This window comes from Pseudomonas sp. SG20052, assembly GCF_031766055.1.
Lineage (GTDB): Bacteria > Pseudomonadota > Gammaproteobacteria > Pseudomonadales > Pseudomonadaceae > Aquipseudomonas > Aquipseudomonas mandelii.
In genome coordinates this window covers 4540296-4556218 of the sequence record NZ_CP134498.1, presented here as the reverse complement: position 1 = coordinate 4556218, position 15923 = coordinate 4540296, and the positions used below count along the sequence as shown (strand labels likewise).

Sequence of the window (15923 nt, the reverse complement as noted above, 5' to 3'; positions counted from 1 at the left end):
CGGTTTTCGTGACAGGCTTTGCTTCAACGCAAGTCTGGGCATCGCGCAGTGGCTGAATTCTTCGCCAACTGCCCAGGAGTAAGAATGAACACCCTCTTTATGCATTGCCGGCCGGGCTTCGAAGGCGAAGTCTGTTCCGAGATTTCCGAACACGCCGCGCGGCTGAACGTGGCCGGTTATGCCAAAGCCAAGACCGCCAGCGCCTGCGCTGAATTCATCTGCACCGAAGAAGACGGCGCCGAGCGGCTGATGCGTGGCCAGCGTTTCGCCGAGCTGATCTTCCCGCGCCAATGGGCGCGCGGAATTTTCATCGACCTGCCGGAAACCGACCGCATCAGCGTGATCCTTGCGCACATGGCGGACTTCCCGCTGTGCGGCAGCCTGTGGCTGGAAATGGTCGACACCAACGACGGCAAGGAGCTGTCGAACTTCTGCAAGAAATTCGAAGGGCACCTGCGCAAGGCGCTGATGGCGGCCGGCAAGTTGGTCGAGGATGCGCACAAGCCGCGCCTGCTGCTGACCTTCAAAAGCGGCCGCGAAGTGTTCATGGGGCTGGCCGAGTCCAACAACTCGGCGATGTGGCCGATGGGCATTCCGCGCCTGAAGTTTCCTCGTGAGGCGCCGAGCCGTTCGACGTTGAAGCTGGAAGAGGCGTGGCACCACTTTATCCCCCGCGATCAGTGGGATGAGCGCCTGCACAGCGACATGACCGGCGTCGACCTCGGTGCCGCCCCCGGCGGCTGGACCTGGCAACTGGTCAACCGCGGCATGCTGGTGACGGCGATTGACAACGGTCCGATGGCCGAAAGCTTGATGGACACTGGTTTAGTGCAGCACCTGATGGCCGACGGTTTCACCTTCAAGCCCAAGCAACCGGTGGACTGGATGGTCTGCGACATCGTCGAGAAACCGGCGCGCAACGCCGCGATGCTGGAAGAATGGATTGGCGAGGGACATTGCCGCGAAGCGGTGGTCAACCTGAAGTTGCCGATGAAACAGCGTTACGCCGAAGTGAAACGCCTGCTGGAACGCATTGCCGAGGGCTTCAAGGAGCGCGGCATCCGGGTCGAGATCGGCTGCAAGCAGCTGTATCACGACCGTGAAGAGGTGACGTGCCACTTGCGCCGGATCGACGTGAAGAAACCGAAATCCCGCTGATACACACCGCACCCCCGCTGATACACACCGCCCCCCTTGTAGGAGCGAGGATTGCCCGCGAAGCTTTTGGCGTCCTCAAGGGCTCCTTCGCGGGCAAGCCTCGCTCCTACAGACGGGCGGTGTACGACACAGATGACCGAACCCCGGCAATGCGCGACAATGCCGGCCAGCTTCAGGAGTGAATCATGAGTGAAATGATTGATACGCCGGTAGACGGCACCCTCGACGCCACCGGCCTCAACTGCCCGGAACCGGTGATGATGCTGCACCAGCACATCCGTGACCTGGTGCCCGGTGGCCTGCTCAAGGTAATCGCGACCGATCCCTCGACCCGTCGCGATATTCCCAAGTTCTGCGTATTCCTCGACCACGAACTGGTCGCGCAGCACGAAGAGGCCGGCACCTACCTCTACTGGATCCGCAAGAAACTCGCTTAACCCGCCGAATGACTGATGCGGATTCGCTTGCGTGCACTGCGCGTCAGGCGGATCGACAGCATCAGCGCCGCGCAACTCAAGCCCACGATCAAACCCTGCCACAGCCCGCTCGGGCCGCTCGGCGTGCCGAACCAGTCGGTCAGGCCCAAGGCGTAGCCCACCGGCAAACCGATGCCCCAATAGGCGAACAGGGTCAGGATCATCGTCACCCGAGTGTCCTGGTAACCGCGCAGTGCGCCGGCCGCCGTGACCTGGATCGCGTCGGAGAACTGGAACAGCGCCGAATACACAATCAGCATCGCTGCCACGCGTATGACCGTCGGGTCGGCGGTATAAATCGTTGCGATGTGCTCGCGCAGCAACAGCATCATGCTCGCCGAAACACAGGCATACGCCAGTGCGGTGCCCATGCCGACCCCGGCAGCGAAGCGTGCTTCGCGCGGCTCCTGGCGGCCGAGCGCCTGGCCGACCCGCACCGTGACGGCCATGCCGAGGGAGTAAGGGATCATGAACACCAGCGAGCTGAAGTTCAGGGCGATCTGATGTCCCGCCACCACGGTGGCGCCGAGGCTGCCGATCAGCAGGGCGATTACGGCGAAAATGCTCGACTCGGCGAACACTGCGATGCCGATCGGCAGGCCGATACCGAGCAGGCGTTTGATTACCGACCATTGCGGCCAGTCGAAACGGCTGAACAACTGACTCGACTGGTACGCCGGTGCCCAACGCTCCCAACCGGCCATGCCCAGCGCCATCACCCACATCACGATCGCCGTGGCCCAGCCGCACCCGACCCCGCCCATGGCCGGCACGCCGAAGTGGCCATAGATGAAGATGTAGTTCAGCGGAATGTTCAACGCCAATCCGCAGAGGCCCAGCACCATCGCTGGACGTGTGCGTCCCAGGCCGTCACTGAAGCAACGCAACACATGATAGAAGGCGACGGCGGGCAGACCGCTGGCGATGCCGTGCAGATACTGCATGCACGGGCCGATCAGCTCGGGATCGACCTTCATCATGTGCAGGATTGGTTCGGCGCTGAACAGCATGCCGGTCGCCATCAAACCCACCACCAAGGCCAGCCACAGTGCCTGACGCACAATCGGGCCGATTTCGCTGTGGGTGCCGGCACCGAAGCGCTGGGCGACTTTCGGAGTAGTGGCCAGCAAGGTGCCGGTCATCAACAAAAACACTGGAACCCAGATTGAGTTGCCGAGCGCCACGGCCGCCAAGTCGCGCGGGCCGACCCGTCCCGCCATCACCGCATCGACGAAGCCCATGGCGGTGGTCGCCAGTTGCGCGATCATGATCGGCAGCGCCAGGCCAAGCAGGTTTTTCAGCTCCAGGCGAACCCGGGCCGGGCGTGTGAGGGAAGTAGCGGCGGGGCGGTCAGTCACGGAATTCAAGGGCGAAACGTCCAGAGATGTTGATGCGCAAGGCGGCGCATTCTACGCCCTGACGCAGTGGTCAGGAAAAATCCTGTGTTAGCTATTTGTAATTACCGATCCGGGTTAATGCTGAACACTATGTGGCGAGGGAGCTTGCTCCCGCTGGACTGCGCAGCAGTTCCATAGCCTTGCAAGTGATAAGCCTGTCAAAACCGGATCGCTAGGGTTGGGGCCGCTGCGCGACCCAGCGGGAGCAAGCTCCCTCACCACAGGGTATGGAGTGACCTTAATGCCCGCTGGCCCACCACAGTCATCTCCGCCTACACTGCCAACCCGCCAAAGGAGCCTGCCATGTTGATTGTTGCCGACGAAAATATCCCGCTGCTCGATGCCTTCTTCGAAACTTTCGGCGAAATTCGCCGGGTGCCGGGACGTTCCATCGACCGCGCCACCGTCGAGCAGGCCGATGTGCTGCTGGTGCGCTCGGTGACCAACGTCAATCGCGCGTTGCTCGAAGGCAGCAAGGTGCGCTTTGTCGGCACTTGCACCATCGGCACGGATCACCTGGATCTGGATTATTTTCAGCAGGCCGGCATCACCTGGTCGAGCGCGCCCGGCTGCAATGCCCGGGGCGTGGTCGATTATGTGCTCGGCAGTTTGCTGACCCTGGCCGAAATCGAAGGCGTCGACCTGACTCAGCGCACTTACGGCATCGTGGGTGCCGGCGAAGTGGGCGGTCGCCTGGTCAAGGTCTTGAAGGGGCTGGGCTGGAACGTGCGGGTGTGTGATCCGCCACGGCAAGCGGCCGAAGGTGGCGATTACGTCAGCCTCGAGCAGATCATCGAGCAGTGCGATGTCATCAGTCTGCACACCCCTTTGAAGAAACACGGCTCACAGTCGACCTGGCATCTGTTCGATAAACAACGCCTGAACCAACTCAAGCCTGGCACCTGGCTGATCAACGCCAGCCGTGGCCCGGTGGTGGACAACGCCGCCCTGCGCCAGGTGTTGTTGCAGCGCGAAGACCTGCAAGCGGTGCTCGACGTGTGGGAAGGCGAACCTGAAGTCGATGTGGCGCTGGCCGAACTCTGCGTGCTGGCGACGCCGCACATTGCCGGTTATAGCCTGGATGGCAAACAACGGGGGACGGCGCAGATCTATCAGGCGTATTGCGAATTCATCGGGCAACCGGCCCAGGTCAGCTTGAGCGATCTGCTGCCGGCGCCGTGGTTGTCGCACGTGACCCTTCACGCGAAGAGCGATCCGGCCTGGGCGCTGGCGATGCTGTGCCGCGGCGTGTACGACCCGCGTCGTGACGATGCGGATTTCCGTCGCAGCCTTGTAGGCAATGTGAGCGAGCAGCGTGCGGCGTTTGATGCGTTGCGCAAGAACTATCCTGCGCGCAGGGAGATTGACGGGTTGCAGGTGCGGATTGAGGGGGATTCGCCTGAGTTGCTGAAGATAGTGGCGGCACTGGGCGCAACGGCGGTCTAGAGACCGGGTTGACCCTTTCGCGGGCAAGCCTGGCTACTACAGGATTTGGGTGTTCGCTAAGTAGGTTGACGACGCAAAATCTGTAGGAGCGAGGCTTGCCCGCGAATCGCTGCCCCGCATTTCCCGGATAAGCACCCACAAAAAACCCGGCCATCAGGGCCGGGTCAAGAAGACGGTGGCTAATCACTCTTGTTCGGCAGGCTTGACCAATCGCTTTTCCAGTTCGCTGCAGGCTTGCTGGATCATGTCTTCAGTGATCGGTACTTCACGCCCATCCTTATCAATAATTGAGCAACCCAGAGACTGGTCTGGTTGTGTGCGGATCACTTGAATCTTGTCTTCGCTGCTGTTTTGCAAGGACATGGCCTGTCTCCTCATCAGGTTGTGTGCCTACTTTAAAACCGCCAGGTGACCAGGCTGTGACAACTCCCTGCGATCTCTCCAAGGCGGCAACATCAGTCCACCAGAAATACCGCAGTGTTGCCACCCGGACATTAGACCAATAGCGTCTAGCGGCTAGTCTTTGTGGTCATAATTAACCTGACTCATTGTGATTTACAGAGTTCCACCCCATTTAAGCGGTATAGCTGGTCCCATCATTTGCGTACTGGATAACCCGATGCTCTCTGCCCGTCACCGCCGTGCGATTCGCCTGACCAGCCGCTTTCTTGCACCTTATCGCTGGCCGGCCCTTGGCGCATTGCTCGCGCTGATCATCACCGCCGGCATCACCTTGTCGATGGGGCAGGGCATTCGCTTGCTGGTGGATCAAGGGTTCATGACCCAATCGGCGCATTTGCTCAACCAGACCATCGGCTTGTTCATGGTGCTGGTGGTCGGGCTGGCGATCGGCACCTTTGCGCGCTTCTATCTGGTGTCGTGGATCGGCGAACGTGTGGTCGCGGACATCCGCAAGCAAGTATTCAACCACCTGGTTTATCTGCATCCGGGTTTCTATGAAGACAATCGCAGCTCCGAGATCCAGTCACGGCTGACCGCCGACACCACGTTGCTGCAATCAGTGATCGGCTCTTCGTTGTCGCTGTTCTTGCGCAATTTGCTGATGGTCATCGGCGGGATCGTCTTGCTGTTTATCACCAACCCCAAACTCACCAGCATCGTGGTCGTGGCGTTGCCGCTGGTGATCGCGCCGATCCTTGTTTTCGGCCGTCGGGTTCGCAGTCTGTCGCGCCTGAGTCAGGACCGGATTGCCGACATCGGCAGCTACGTCTCCGAAACTCTCGGCCAGATCAAAACCGTGCAGGCCTACAACCATCAGGTCCAGGACGAGCAACGCTTCGCCGTGACCGTGGAGGAGGCGTTCGACACGGCGCGCAAACGCATTTTTCAGCGCGCCTGGCTGATTACGCTGGTGATCGTGCTCGTGCTGGGCGCGGTGGGCGTTATGCTGTGGGTCGGCGGCATGGACGTGATCGCCGGACGGATCTCGGCGGGCGAACTGGCAGCCTTCGTCTTCTACAGCCTGATCGTCGGCAGCGCCTTTGGCACGTTGAGTGAGGTGATCGGCGAATTGCAGCGAGCGGCGGGTGCGGCCGAGCGGATTGCCGAATTGCTGCGCTCCGAGAACATCATCCAGCCGCCCACCACAGGGCTGGTGACCTTGCCTGATCGGGTGAAGGGCAATCTGACGCTGCAAGACGTGCGCTTTTCCTACCCTTCACGTCCAGAAAGTTACGCCGTCGATGGCTTGAATCTGACCATCAATGCAGGCGAAACCCTCGCCCTGGTCGGCCCGTCCGGTGCCGGGAAATCCACCGTGTATGACCTGCTGCTGCGTTTTTACGATCCTGCCTCGGGGCAGATCCTGCTGGATGGCGTGCCACTGACCCAACTCGATCCGCTCGACCTGCGTCGCTGCTTCGCTCTGGTCTCGCAAAACCCGGCCCTGTTCTTCGGCAGCATCGAAGAGAACATCCGCTACGGCAACCCGTCGGCGACCCTGGCCCAGGTTCAGGAAGCGGCGAAAATCGCCTACGCCCACGACTTTATCGAGCAGATGCCTAACGGCTATCAGACCCACCTTGGCGACGGTGGCCTCGGTTTGTCCGGCGGCCAGCGCCAACGCCTGGCCATCGCACGGGCGCTGCTGGTGGACGCGCCGATCCTGTTGCTGGACGAAGCCACCAGCGCCCTCGACGCCCAAAGCGAACACCTGATCCAGCAAGCCCTGCCGAGCCTGATGAAAAACCGCACCACCCTGGTCATCGCTCACCGCTTGGCCACGGTAAAAAATGCCGACCGGATCGCGGTGATGGATCATGGGAAACTGGTGGCAATAGGGACGCATCAGGAATTGATTGCGAGCAATGCGCTGTATGCGCGGTTGGCGGCGTTGCAATTCAGTGACGGGCACGACGCGGCATGAATGAGAGCTGCTGAACACTGCGAGGTTCGGGCATTATGTCGGCCTCAGTTGCGAGCCTGGATGAGGATATGAGCCGTTATCAACCACCGTTGACCCTGACCACCAGAATGCTGGCGTTGATCGCCGGGATCAGCGAACAAATCGGTCAGCTGACGGCTGTGGACGAACGCCTGCAGACGCCTCAACTGCGTCGTAGTAATCGAATTCGCACGATTCAGGCTTCCTTGGCGATCGAGAACAACACGCTCAGCATCGAGCAGGTGACCGCAGTCCTGGCTGGGCGACGAGTACTTGGCCTGCCGCGAGAAATCCAGGAAGTGCGTAACGCTTTTGCGGCGTATGAAGCCATGCCTGAGTGGCGGTCGAGCAACCGGGCCGACCTGCTGCGGGCGCATGAGTTGCTGATGGGCGGATTGATTGACGACTGTGGGCGGTTTCGCCAAGCCGGTGTCGGTATTTATCGTGGTGAAAAATTAGTCCACATGGCACCGCCGCCGAGTCGTGTTGGGCATTTGATGGACGATTTGCTGGCGTGGCTCAGTCAATCGGATTGGCACCCATTGATCGTCAGCTGCGTCTTCCACTACGAGTTCGAGTTTATTCATCCTTTCGCCGACGGAAATGGGCGGATGGGGCGACTCTGGCAAACCTTGATACTCAGTCAGTGGCGGCCGGTGTTGGCTTATCTGCCAGTCGAAGCGGTGATTCGAGAGCAGCAAGACGCTTATTACGCGGCGTTGTCGGCTGCGGACCAGTTGGCTGAGTCGACGCCTTTTGTCGAGTTCATGCTGCAAGCGTTGAGTATTGCGCTTGAAGAGGCAGGCAATACCGAATCAATAATCGACCCAGTAACCGACCCAGTAACCGACCCAGTAGGGAGATTGCTTTCAGCACTCCAGGTTAATGGTCCGCTTAAAATCAGCGACTTGATGGTTGAGGTCGGTTTGGCTCACAAGGCGACCTTTCGGGCTAACTACCTCAGGCCCGCATTGGCTGCCGATTTGATTGAAATGACCAGCCCCGAGACACCAAGCAGTCCGGCTCAAAAATATCGTCTGACCCGGCATGGCAAACAGACTGCCGCACGATTCAAGTCTGCATAGACGTTCTGGATACGCCAAAAAAATGCCCGCATCAATCGATGCGGGCATTTTTATTCGGACTTCAACATCAGGATCACTGATCGTCAAAGTACCGCTCATGCCAATCCACCAGCGGCTGTGGCGAGTTGAGTTTCTGGCCGTAGATCACCGAGTACGACAATACGTTTTGCACATACTGGCGGGTTTCGTCGAACGGGATGCTTTCCACCCACACGTCGAAGCTCAGGTGATCCGCACCGCGCAGCCACTGGCGTACACGGCCGGGGCCGGCGTTGTAGGCGGCGGAGGCGAGGACGCGGTTGCCGTTGAACTGGCTGTGGACCTGGCTCAGGTACGCGGCGCCGAGCTGGATGTTCTTGTCCGGGTCGAGCACTTGCTGCGGCGAGGCCAGCGGAATGCTGAACTTGCGTGCGGTTTCCTTGGCGGTGCCGGGCATCAGCTGCATCAGGCCGCTGGCGCCGACGCCGGAACGGGCGTCGGCCATGAAGGCGCTTTCCTGGCGGGTAATGGCGAACACCCAGCTCGAGTGCAAGCCACGGACCTTGGCTTCACGCACCAGGGTTTCGCGGTGGGCCATCGGGAAGCGGATGTCCAGATCGTCCCAGTATTGCGCCTGACTGATGGTGCGAATCGCCGGGAAATACCATTTCAGGTCGTAGGCCAGTTTTGCCTGGGCGACCATTTCATCACGGTTTAAGTGACGGCTGACGTGGTACCACTCGCGACGACCGTCGACGATCTGCCCGCGGGCGTGGAACTCGAGGGCGCGACGAATGCCTGGCGTGTTGCGCACCTTGTTGATCAGCGCCTGGCTCAGTACCAGCGGTTTGTTGTTTAGCGAGTAGGGCGATTGTGAACGGTCAGCGGCAAGGAAACCGTAGAAGTCGCGCTCACGGGCCAGGTTCTTGTACAGGTTTTGTACTTCCGGGTTCTGCGGCTGCGCCAGTTCCAGGCTGCGGGCCTGCCAGTAGCGCCAGCGGTTGGTGGTCGCCAGGTCCTGCGGCAAGCGCCGAGTCAGCTGATAGGCATCGTCCCAGCGGGCCAGACGCAACAGCAGGCGCATGCGCCATTCGGACACGGTGTTGTCGCGCAGTTCCGGGTCGTACCTGGTCATCATTTCCAGTGCGCGAGGGTCGAAACGTTTGGCGAGGGTCAACCCGATTTCACGGGCGATCGCCACTTTTTCGTCGCGGGAGAAGTGCATGCTGCTGGCATAGCCGTCGAGCAGGTTCATGGCTTTGTCCGGGTCCTGGCGGGCCAGGCGGCGCAGACCGAGACTGACCACGTCGGACATCGGTTCGTCGGCCGGGGTGAAGCGCGACGGCTGATTCAGCAGTTCAGGTTTTTGCGCCACATCCACCAGCAAACGACCGCGAGGGGCGAGGGTGGTCAGGCCATTGACCAGGCTGTTGGCCAGCGGATAGTTGCGCGCCTGGGCGGCAAGCTTCGTGCGCTCCCAGCGTTTCTGTTCGGTCAGTTGACCTTCGGCGGCCCATTGCCCGAACAGCGCGTCGCAGGCGGCGGGTTGGGATTTGCCGGTCAGCCAGAGTTTATTGGCGTTGGCGTAGCCTTCGGCTTTCTGGTTGTGACCAATCTGGTACTGCGCGTTGAGGCAGTCCAGTTCGGTGAAATTGAGCTTGGGGTCGTAGTATTTGACGAAGGTCGCCCAGTCGCCGCGTTCGGCCAGCCAGCGCAACCAGCGCAATTTCATCCAGTTGGCCTGGGGCAGGTCACCGTGTTCGGCGAGGAATTTTTCGATTTCGGCATTGCTGGCCGTTTTCAGCCGAGCGGTCAGTTCGTCGTAGGCCAGGTACGGCTCCAGTGGATAATCACGAAGGGCCTGGCTGTAGCGAAAATATGGGCCGGTATCGCCCTTGGCCAAGGCTCGCTTGGCCTCATCGTAATATTGGCGCTGGGTGGACAGGTCCACCGCCTGGGCGGTTTGAGCGGCAGCGGCAGAAAGAAGCAAGCAAGATAAAAAACTGAAGAGGCGGCTGCGCATGAGACGTCCGGGCATAGAAATCACGACAAGTGCAGACTTAACCTGCACCGAATTATCTGTAGCTTAGCCTTTTGCCAGCAACGGGCGAAAGCTTTGCGGGCCTCTCGGCACAAGTTCGCAACAATTGTCATGCAGAGTGCTTCGACATTGAAATTGCCGGCCTTCTGAAGCCTCAAGTCAGGTAGAATGCGCGCCCGGTTTTTGGAGAAGCTCATGACCCTGCTCAAATTCAGCGATGTGTCCCTTGCTTTCGGCGCTATGCCGTTGTTGGACAAGGTGTCCTGGCAGATCGCCCGTGGTGAGCGGGTGTGCATCATCGGCCGCAACGGCACTGGCAAGTCCAGCATGATGAAGCTCGTCAAGGGCGACCAGAAGCCCGACGAAGGCTCCGTTTGGCGCGCGCCCGGCCTCAAGATTGGCGAATTGCCGCAAGAACTGCCGGTAGCCGACGAGCGGACCGTGTTCGACGTAGTGGCTGAAGGCCTGGACGGTGTCGGCGAGCTGCTCGCGCAGTATCACCACCTGAGCCAGAACATCGTCACCGACGCCGACCTGGACAAGCTGATGCACGTCCAGCACGACCTCGAAGCCCGCGATGGCTGGCGTTTGCAGCAACTGGTCGACAGCACCTTGAGCCGTCTGCAGTTGCCGGCCGACAAGACTCTCGCCGAATTGTCCGGCGGCTGGCGTCGTCGCGTCCTGCTGGCCCAGGCCCTGGTTTCCGAACCGGACCTGCTGCTGCTCGACGAACCGACCAACCACCTGGACATCGGTGCAATCGCCTGGCTCGAAGAAGCGCTGAAGGACTTCCAGGGCGCCGTGCTGTTCATCACGCACGACCGTTCATTCCTGCAAAACCTCGCGACCCGCATTCTGGAACTGGATCGCGGCGGCCTGATCGACTGGAACGGCGACTACGCCAGTTTCCTGGTGCACAAAGAAGCCTCCCTGGCCGCTGAAGAAACCGCCAATGCGCTGTTTGACAAAAAGCTGGCCCAGGAAGAAGTCTGGATCCGCCAGGGCATCAAGGCCCGTCGTACCCGTAACGAAGGCCGCGTCCGCGCATTGAAAGCCCTGCGTGTCGAGCGTAGTGAGCGTCGTGAGCGCACCGGCAAGGCCAACATTCAGTTGGACACCGCTGACAAGTCCGGCAAACAGGTGATGGTCCTCGAGAACGTGAGCTTTGCTCACCCGGGCGGTCCGTTCCTGATCAAGGATTTCTCGATGGTCCTGACGCGGGGCGACCGTATCGGTCTGCTCGGCGCCAACGGTACCGGCAAAACCACGCTGCTGAAGCTGATGCTCAGCGGTCTGCAACCAACCAGCGGCACAGTGGAAGAGGGGACGCGCATCGACGTGGCCTACTTCGACCAGTTGCGCCATCAGCTGGACTTGGAAAAGACCGTGATCGACAACGTGGCCGAAGGTCGCGACTTCATCGATATCGATGGCCAGAGCCGTCACGTGCTGAGTTACCTCGGCGACTTCCTGTTCAGCCCTCAGCGTGCCCGCACGCCAGTCAAGGCGCTGTCGGGTGGTGAACGTGCGCGTCTGTTGCTGGCGAAACTGTTCAGCAAACCAGCGAACCTGCTGGTTCTCGACGAACCGACCAACGACCTCGACGTCGAAACCCTCGAGCTGCTGGAAGAGGTCTTGCTGACCTTCAACGGCACCGTGCTGATGGTCAGCCACGACCGGGCATTCCTCGACAACGTGGTCACCAGCACCCTGGTCTTCGAAGGTGAAGGCAAGGTGCGCGAGTACGTCGGTGGTTATCAGGACTGGCTACGTCAGGGCGGCTCGCCGCGCCTGCTGGGCGTGACCGAGAGCAAATCCGGCAAGGCCGACCTGACCTCTGCGGTCGTGACGGCGGAAGCGGCACCGGTTGCTGCGGTAGTCGAAGCGCCGGTGGCGAAGAAGAAGCTCAGCTACAAATTGCAGCGTGAGCTGGAAATGTTGCCGGCCCAGATCGAAGCCATGGAACAGCAGATCGCTGCCGTCGAGGCCCAGATGGCCGATGCCGGTTTCTATCAGCGTCCTGCGGTCGAGACCGCTGCCGTGATCGCTCAGCTTGAGCAGTTGCAGGCTGAACTCGACGTGATGGTCGAGCGTTGGGCTGAGTTGGATGCCTGATTGATGCTGTAACAAAAAAGCCCGGCGTTCAGTGATGAGCGCCGGGCTTTTCGTATGGAATGCGATCTACACGTTGCTATAGAGCCCTGTAGGAGCGAGCAGGGTCGCTCCCGCAGGGTACGGGTTTTCAGCTTTTGATCAGGCGCACCGCGAGCACATCACACGGAGCGCCGTGCAGCACGTCGTTGGCCGTCGAGCCCAGCAGCAATGCCAGGCCGTGTCGGCCATGGCTGCCCACCACGATCAGGTCGCAGGTCTGTTCCTTGGCCAGGTGGTGAATCTCCTGGCGTGGCTGGCCGTAGGTCAGGTGGCTGTATTCTTTGGAGAGTTCCGGATACTTCACGATCAGTCGGTCCAGGCGTTCCTTGGCCTGATCGAACTGCTGCTGTTGCAGTTGTGACAGGTCCATGGGGACGTCGCCGCCAAAGGCCATGGCCATCGGTTCGACGATATGGACCAGGGACAGTTTCGCGCCATTGCTCACTGAAAGCTCACGAGCACGGTGGATTACAGGGTCGCACTCTTCGGTTAGATCTACAGCGACCAGAATATGGTGGTAGGGCATGAGGTGCTCCTCCTGAGGATTGCAATATTGGTAAGTATGGCTGGTTTCAAGCGCAATGGTTCCAAAGTGACTCAAAGCGCTCATCAAGAATCGGGAGTACAGATATGACGGTCTGGATAGTGGTGTCAATCCTGCTGGTGGTGCTGAGTCCGCTGGCATGGTTGCGACCGTCCCGTGGACAGAGCGGGCGCATGGCTCTGCGCATGGAAGCGCGGCGTATCGGCCTCGCCATGCAGCTTGCGCCCCAGGAGTGGCCGCACTGGCTGAGCCAGGAGCCGCCGAGCCCTTGCGCCCAGTACCATCGGCCACGTCGTGGCAATCAACCGGCGTGCTGGAGTTACTGGCAAAAGTCGCCGGGTATATGGGTGAACCAGTGGCAGGAGATTTGCGAAGATCGAGCGCTGCTCAATCATTTCGAAAAATTGCCAGCCAACGTCTACAAGGTTGAGGCGGACAAACAGATGATCACTCTGTATTGGGGCGAGAAGGGCGAAGCGACGGTTTTGCAAGACATCGATGCGGTGCTGAAAGCACTGGCGTGACTCACGGACATTTCGCGCTGCAATGGCGCGGAACCTCCGACAGACAGGCAATAAAAAGCCCGACATCATCATCGGGCTGGGGTTGGCCAGGCAGGCCGGTAATTCTTTGTGCCGCCGATCTTACGCTTGGCGTTCGCCAAAAGTGTTCAATTTTTTTTCTCAAGGTCCCGCCAGCGTAGTCTGTTAAACAAAGGCTGCAGAGAATTAGGGCGACTTTTCTAACTATTGATTCTATGAATGGCTTCACATGCAGGGGCGTGTTGAAGATCTTCGTAGTACGGAAGTGACCGCAAAGTCGCGTTTGAACCCGCATTTTGGGCGATTGACAATTGCCGGAAATTCCGTGAAGGTGGCGTACCCAAATCAAACGGGCGTATGAATTGAGCGTTTGTATTTAACATCGCTCCTACAGAATCCCGACTATCGCGTTGGCGGGTGTGCCGGGCAGATGGGCGTAGCATTGACGTTAAGCGTCCCTGCCAAGCCATTTGCCTGCGTCCGACGTGTACTGTTCAGCTTCCATATCGTGGAGATCAGTTGATGATTTACGAAGGTAAAGCCATCACGGTTAAGGCTCTTGAAAGTGGCATCGTCGAATTGAAATTCGACCTCAAGGGTGAGTCCGTCAACAAGTTCAACCGTCTAACCCTGAACGAACTGCGTCAGGCCGTAGACACCATCAAGGCAGATGCTTCGATCAAGGGTGTGATCGTCAGCAGTGGCAAGGACGTCTTCATCGTCGGCGCCGACATCACCGAATTTGTCGAGAACTTCAAGCTGCCTGATGCAGAGCTTGTTGCTGGCAACCTGGAAGCCAACAAGATTTTCAGCGATTTCGAAGACCTCAACGTCCCGACTGTCGCCGCGATCAACGGCATCGCTCTGGGTGGCGGTCTGGAAATGTGCCTGGCGGCGGACTACCGCGTCATGTCCACCAAGGCCAAGATCGGTCTGCCGGAAGTCAAGCTGGGCATCTACCCGGGCTTCGGCGGTACCGTGCGTCTGCCGCGCCTGATCGGTGCCGACAACGCTATCGAGTGGATTGCCGCCGGCAAGGAAAACCGTCCTGAAGACGCGCTGAAAGTAGGCGCCGTCGATGCCGTGGTTGCCCCTGAGAAATTGCAGGAAGCGGCCCTGGAGCTGATCAAGCGCGCCATCTCTGGCGAGTTTGACTACAAGGCCAAGCGTCAGCCGAAGCTGGAAAAGCTGAAGTTGAACGCCATCGAACAAATGATGGCCTTCGAAACCGCCAAGGGTTTCGTGGCCGGTCAAGCCGGTCCGAACTACCCGGCACCGGTCGAAGCGATCAAGACCATCCAGAAAGCCGCGAACTTCGGTCGTGACAAGGCGCTGGAAATCGAAGCCGCCGGTTTCGTCAAACTGGCCAAGACCTCTGCTGCGCAGAGCTTGATCGGTCTGTTCCTGAATGATCAGGAGCTGAAGAAAAAGGCCAAGGCCTACGATGAAATCGCCAAGGATGTGAAGCAGGCCGCCGTATTGGGCGCAGGCATCATGGGTGGCGGTATCGCTTATCAGTCGGCCTCCAAAGGTACGCCGATCCTGATGAAGGACATCAACGAGCACGGTATCGAGCAAGGCCTGGCTGAAGCCGCCAAGCTGCTGGTCGGCCGCGTTGATAAAGGTCGCATGACCCCGGCGAAAATGGCTGAAGTGCTCAACGGTATCCGTCCGACCCTGTCCTACGGTGATTTCGGTCACGTTGACCTGGTCGTCGAGGCAGTCGTCGAAAACCCGAAGGTCAAGCAAGCCGTTCTGGCCGAAGTCGAAGACAAGGTCAAAGAGGACACCATCCTCGCGTCCAACACCTCGACCATTTCCATCACCTTGCTGGCCAAAGCCCTCAAGCGTCCGGAAAACTTCGTCGGCATGCACTTCTTCAACCCGGTGCACATGATGCCGCTGGTTGAAGTGATTCGTGGCGAGAAGTCCAGCGAGCTGGCCGTGGCCACCACCGTTGCCTACGCCAAGAAAATGGGCAAGAACCCGATCGTCGTCAATGACTGCCCGGGCTTCCTGGTCAACCGTGTCCTGTTCCCGTATTTCGGCGGTTTCGCCAAGCTGGTCAGCGCCGGTGTGGACTTCGTCCGTATCGACAAGATCATGGAAAAATTCGGCTGGCCAATGGGCCCGGCGTACCTGATGGACGTGGTCGGCATCGACACCGGTCACCACGGTCGTGACGTGATGGCTGAAGGTTTCCCGGACCGCATGAAAGACGACCGTCGCTCGGCTGTCGATGTGCTCTACGAAGCCAAGCGCCTGGGCCAGAAGAATGGCAAGGGTTTCTACGCTTACGAGACCGACAAGAAAGGCAAGCAAAAGAAAGTGGCCGATCCGTCGGTGCTGGAAGTGCTCAAGCCGATCGTTTACGAGCAGCGCGAAGTCACTGACGAAGACATCATCAACTGGATGATGATCCCGCTGTGCCTGGAAACCGTGCGTTGCCTGGAAGACGGCATTGTTGAAACCGCCGCCGAAGCCGACATGGGCCTGGTCTACGGTATTGGTTTCCCTCCATTCCGTGGCGGTGCGCTGCGCTACATCGATTCGATCGGTGTTGCCGAGTTCGTTGCCCTGGCTGACCAGTACGCTGATTTGGGCGCGCTGTACCACCCGACCGCAAAACTGCGTGAAATGGCCAAAACCGGCCAACGGTTCTTCGGTTAAGCGTCCCAACACTTGAGCGAGAGTGAA

The 15923-nt window shown here is 59.7% G+C and carries 12 protein-coding genes; 8 read left to right on the top strand and 4 right to left on the bottom strand.

All coding sequences use genetic code 11. The features are described from left to right. Window positions 1–84: 84 nt before the first annotated feature. Both rlmM and tusA read left to right on the top strand, forming a co-directional pair. A complete protein-coding gene (gene rlmM / locus RHP74_RS20920) occupies window positions 85–1158 on the top strand; it encodes a 23S rRNA (cytidine(2498)-2'-O)-methyltransferase RlmM (protein ID WP_010456393.1) in 1074 nt (357 codons plus the stop codon). Between the two features lie 185 nt (window positions 1159–1343). Beyond that, window positions 1344–1595 (top strand): sulfurtransferase TusA, encoded by a 252-nt coding sequence (gene tusA, locus RHP74_RS20915; RefSeq protein ID WP_007907805.1) that lies wholly within the window; start codon window positions 1344–1346, stop codon window positions 1593–1595. Here the strand turns inward: tusA and RHP74_RS20910 are convergent. Continuing rightward, on the bottom strand, window positions 1592–3001 hold the full coding sequence (locus tag RHP74_RS20910; RefSeq protein WP_304875644.1) for an MATE family efflux transporter: 1410 nt from the start codon (window positions 2999–3001) through the stop codon (window positions 1592–1594). The two genes, tusA and RHP74_RS20910, sit on opposite strands and share 4 nt — an antisense overlap. A 333-nt stretch (window positions 3002–3334) precedes the next feature. On the opposite strand from RHP74_RS20910, the gene pdxB reads away from it, so the two are divergent. Beyond that, a complete protein-coding gene (pdxB, locus tag RHP74_RS20905) occupies window positions 3335–4477 on the top strand; it encodes a 4-phosphoerythronate dehydrogenase PdxB (RefSeq protein WP_311096226.1) in 1143 nt (380 codons plus the stop codon). Between the two features lie 183 nt (window positions 4478–4660). Here pdxB and RHP74_RS20900 read toward each other — a convergent pair whose 3' ends face one another. Further along, the gene (locus RHP74_RS20900; RefSeq protein WP_010456379.1) at window positions 4661–4840 is read right to left on the bottom strand and encodes a PA1571 family protein; all 180 of its coding nucleotides are present in this window, start codon (window positions 4838–4840) and stop codon (window positions 4661–4663) included. Between the two features lie 256 nt (window positions 4841–5096). Between RHP74_RS20900 and RHP74_RS20895 the strand changes: the two genes are divergently transcribed. Beyond that, on the top strand, window positions 5097–6863 hold the full coding sequence (locus tag RHP74_RS20895; RefSeq protein WP_010456377.1) for an ABC transporter transmembrane domain-containing protein: 1767 nt from the start codon (window positions 5097–5099) through the stop codon (window positions 6861–6863). A gap of 68 nt (window positions 6864–6931) precedes the next feature. After that, entirely contained in the window at window positions 6932–7966 is a 1035-nt protein-coding gene (locus RHP74_RS20890; RefSeq protein ID WP_311096225.1) for a Fic family protein, read from the top strand. A gap of 73 nt (window positions 7967–8039) precedes the next feature. On the opposite strand, the gene RHP74_RS20885 is transcribed toward RHP74_RS20890, so the two are convergent. Continuing rightward, complete coding sequence (locus RHP74_RS20885) at window positions 8040–9968, bottom strand: transglycosylase SLT domain-containing protein (RefSeq protein WP_077748221.1); 1929 nt, start codon at window positions 9966–9968, stop codon at window positions 8040–8042. Between the two features lie 213 nt (window positions 9969–10181). On the opposite strand from RHP74_RS20885, the gene RHP74_RS20880 reads away from it, so the two are divergent. Continuing rightward, window positions 10182–12101: an ATP-binding cassette domain-containing protein gene (locus tag RHP74_RS20880; RefSeq protein WP_311096224.1), complete on the top strand. Its 1920-nt coding sequence runs from the start codon at window positions 10182–10184 to the stop codon at window positions 12099–12101. 127 nt (window positions 12102–12228) lie between these two features. On the opposite strand, the gene RHP74_RS20875 is transcribed toward RHP74_RS20880, so the two are convergent. Then, on the bottom strand, window positions 12229–12666 hold the full coding sequence (locus RHP74_RS20875) for a universal stress protein (protein ID WP_010456367.1): 438 nt from the start codon (window positions 12664–12666) through the stop codon (window positions 12229–12231). Between the two features lie 104 nt (window positions 12667–12770). Between RHP74_RS20875 and RHP74_RS20870 the strand changes: the two genes are divergently transcribed. Continuing rightward, a complete protein-coding gene (locus RHP74_RS20870; RefSeq protein WP_083376183.1) occupies window positions 12771–13208 on the top strand; it encodes a hypothetical protein in 438 nt (145 codons plus the stop codon). Between the two features lie 540 nt (window positions 13209–13748). Further along, entirely contained in the window at window positions 13749–15896 is a 2148-nt protein-coding gene (gene fadB, locus RHP74_RS20865; RefSeq protein ID WP_083376184.1) for a fatty acid oxidation complex subunit alpha FadB, read from the top strand. Window positions 15897–15923 lie beyond the last annotated feature (27 nt).

Excerpts from the sequence above, each read along its gene's own strand:
- RHP74_RS20870 (WP_083376183.1), top strand. The coding sequence starts at position 12,771 with ATGACGGTCTGGATAGTGGTGTCAATCCTGCTGGTGGTGCTGAGTCCG.
- rlmM (WP_010456393.1), top strand. The coding sequence starts at position 85 with ATGAACACCCTCTTTATGCATTGCCGGCCGGGCTTCGAAGGCGAAGTC.
- RHP74_RS20880 (WP_311096224.1), top strand. The coding sequence starts at position 10,182 with ATGACCCTGCTCAAATTCAGCGATGTGTCCCTTGCTTTCGGCGCTATG.
- tusA (WP_007907805.1), top strand. The coding sequence starts at position 1,344 with ATGAGTGAAATGATTGATACGCCGGTAGACGGCACCCTCGACGCCACC.
- RHP74_RS20875 (WP_010456367.1), bottom strand. The coding sequence starts at position 12,666 with ATGCCCTACCACCATATTCTGGTCGCTGTAGATCTAACCGAAGAGTGC.
- RHP74_RS20900 (WP_010456379.1), bottom strand. The coding sequence starts at position 4,840 with ATGTCCTTGCAAAACAGCAGCGAAGACAAGATTCAAGTGATCCGCACA.
- fadB (WP_083376184.1), top strand. The coding sequence starts at position 13,749 with ATGATTTACGAAGGTAAAGCCATCACGGTTAAGGCTCTTGAAAGTGGC.
- pdxB (WP_311096226.1), top strand. The coding sequence starts at position 3,335 with ATGTTGATTGTTGCCGACGAAAATATCCCGCTGCTCGATGCCTTCTTC.
- RHP74_RS20895 (WP_010456377.1), top strand. The coding sequence starts at position 5,097 with ATGCTCTCTGCCCGTCACCGCCGTGCGATTCGCCTGACCAGCCGCTTT.
- RHP74_RS20890 (WP_311096225.1), top strand. The coding sequence starts at position 6,932 with ATGAGCCGTTATCAACCACCGTTGACCCTGACCACCAGAATGCTGGCG.
- RHP74_RS20885 (WP_077748221.1), bottom strand. The coding sequence starts at position 9,968 with ATGCGCAGCCGCCTCTTCAGTTTTTTATCTTGCTTGCTTCTTTCTGCC.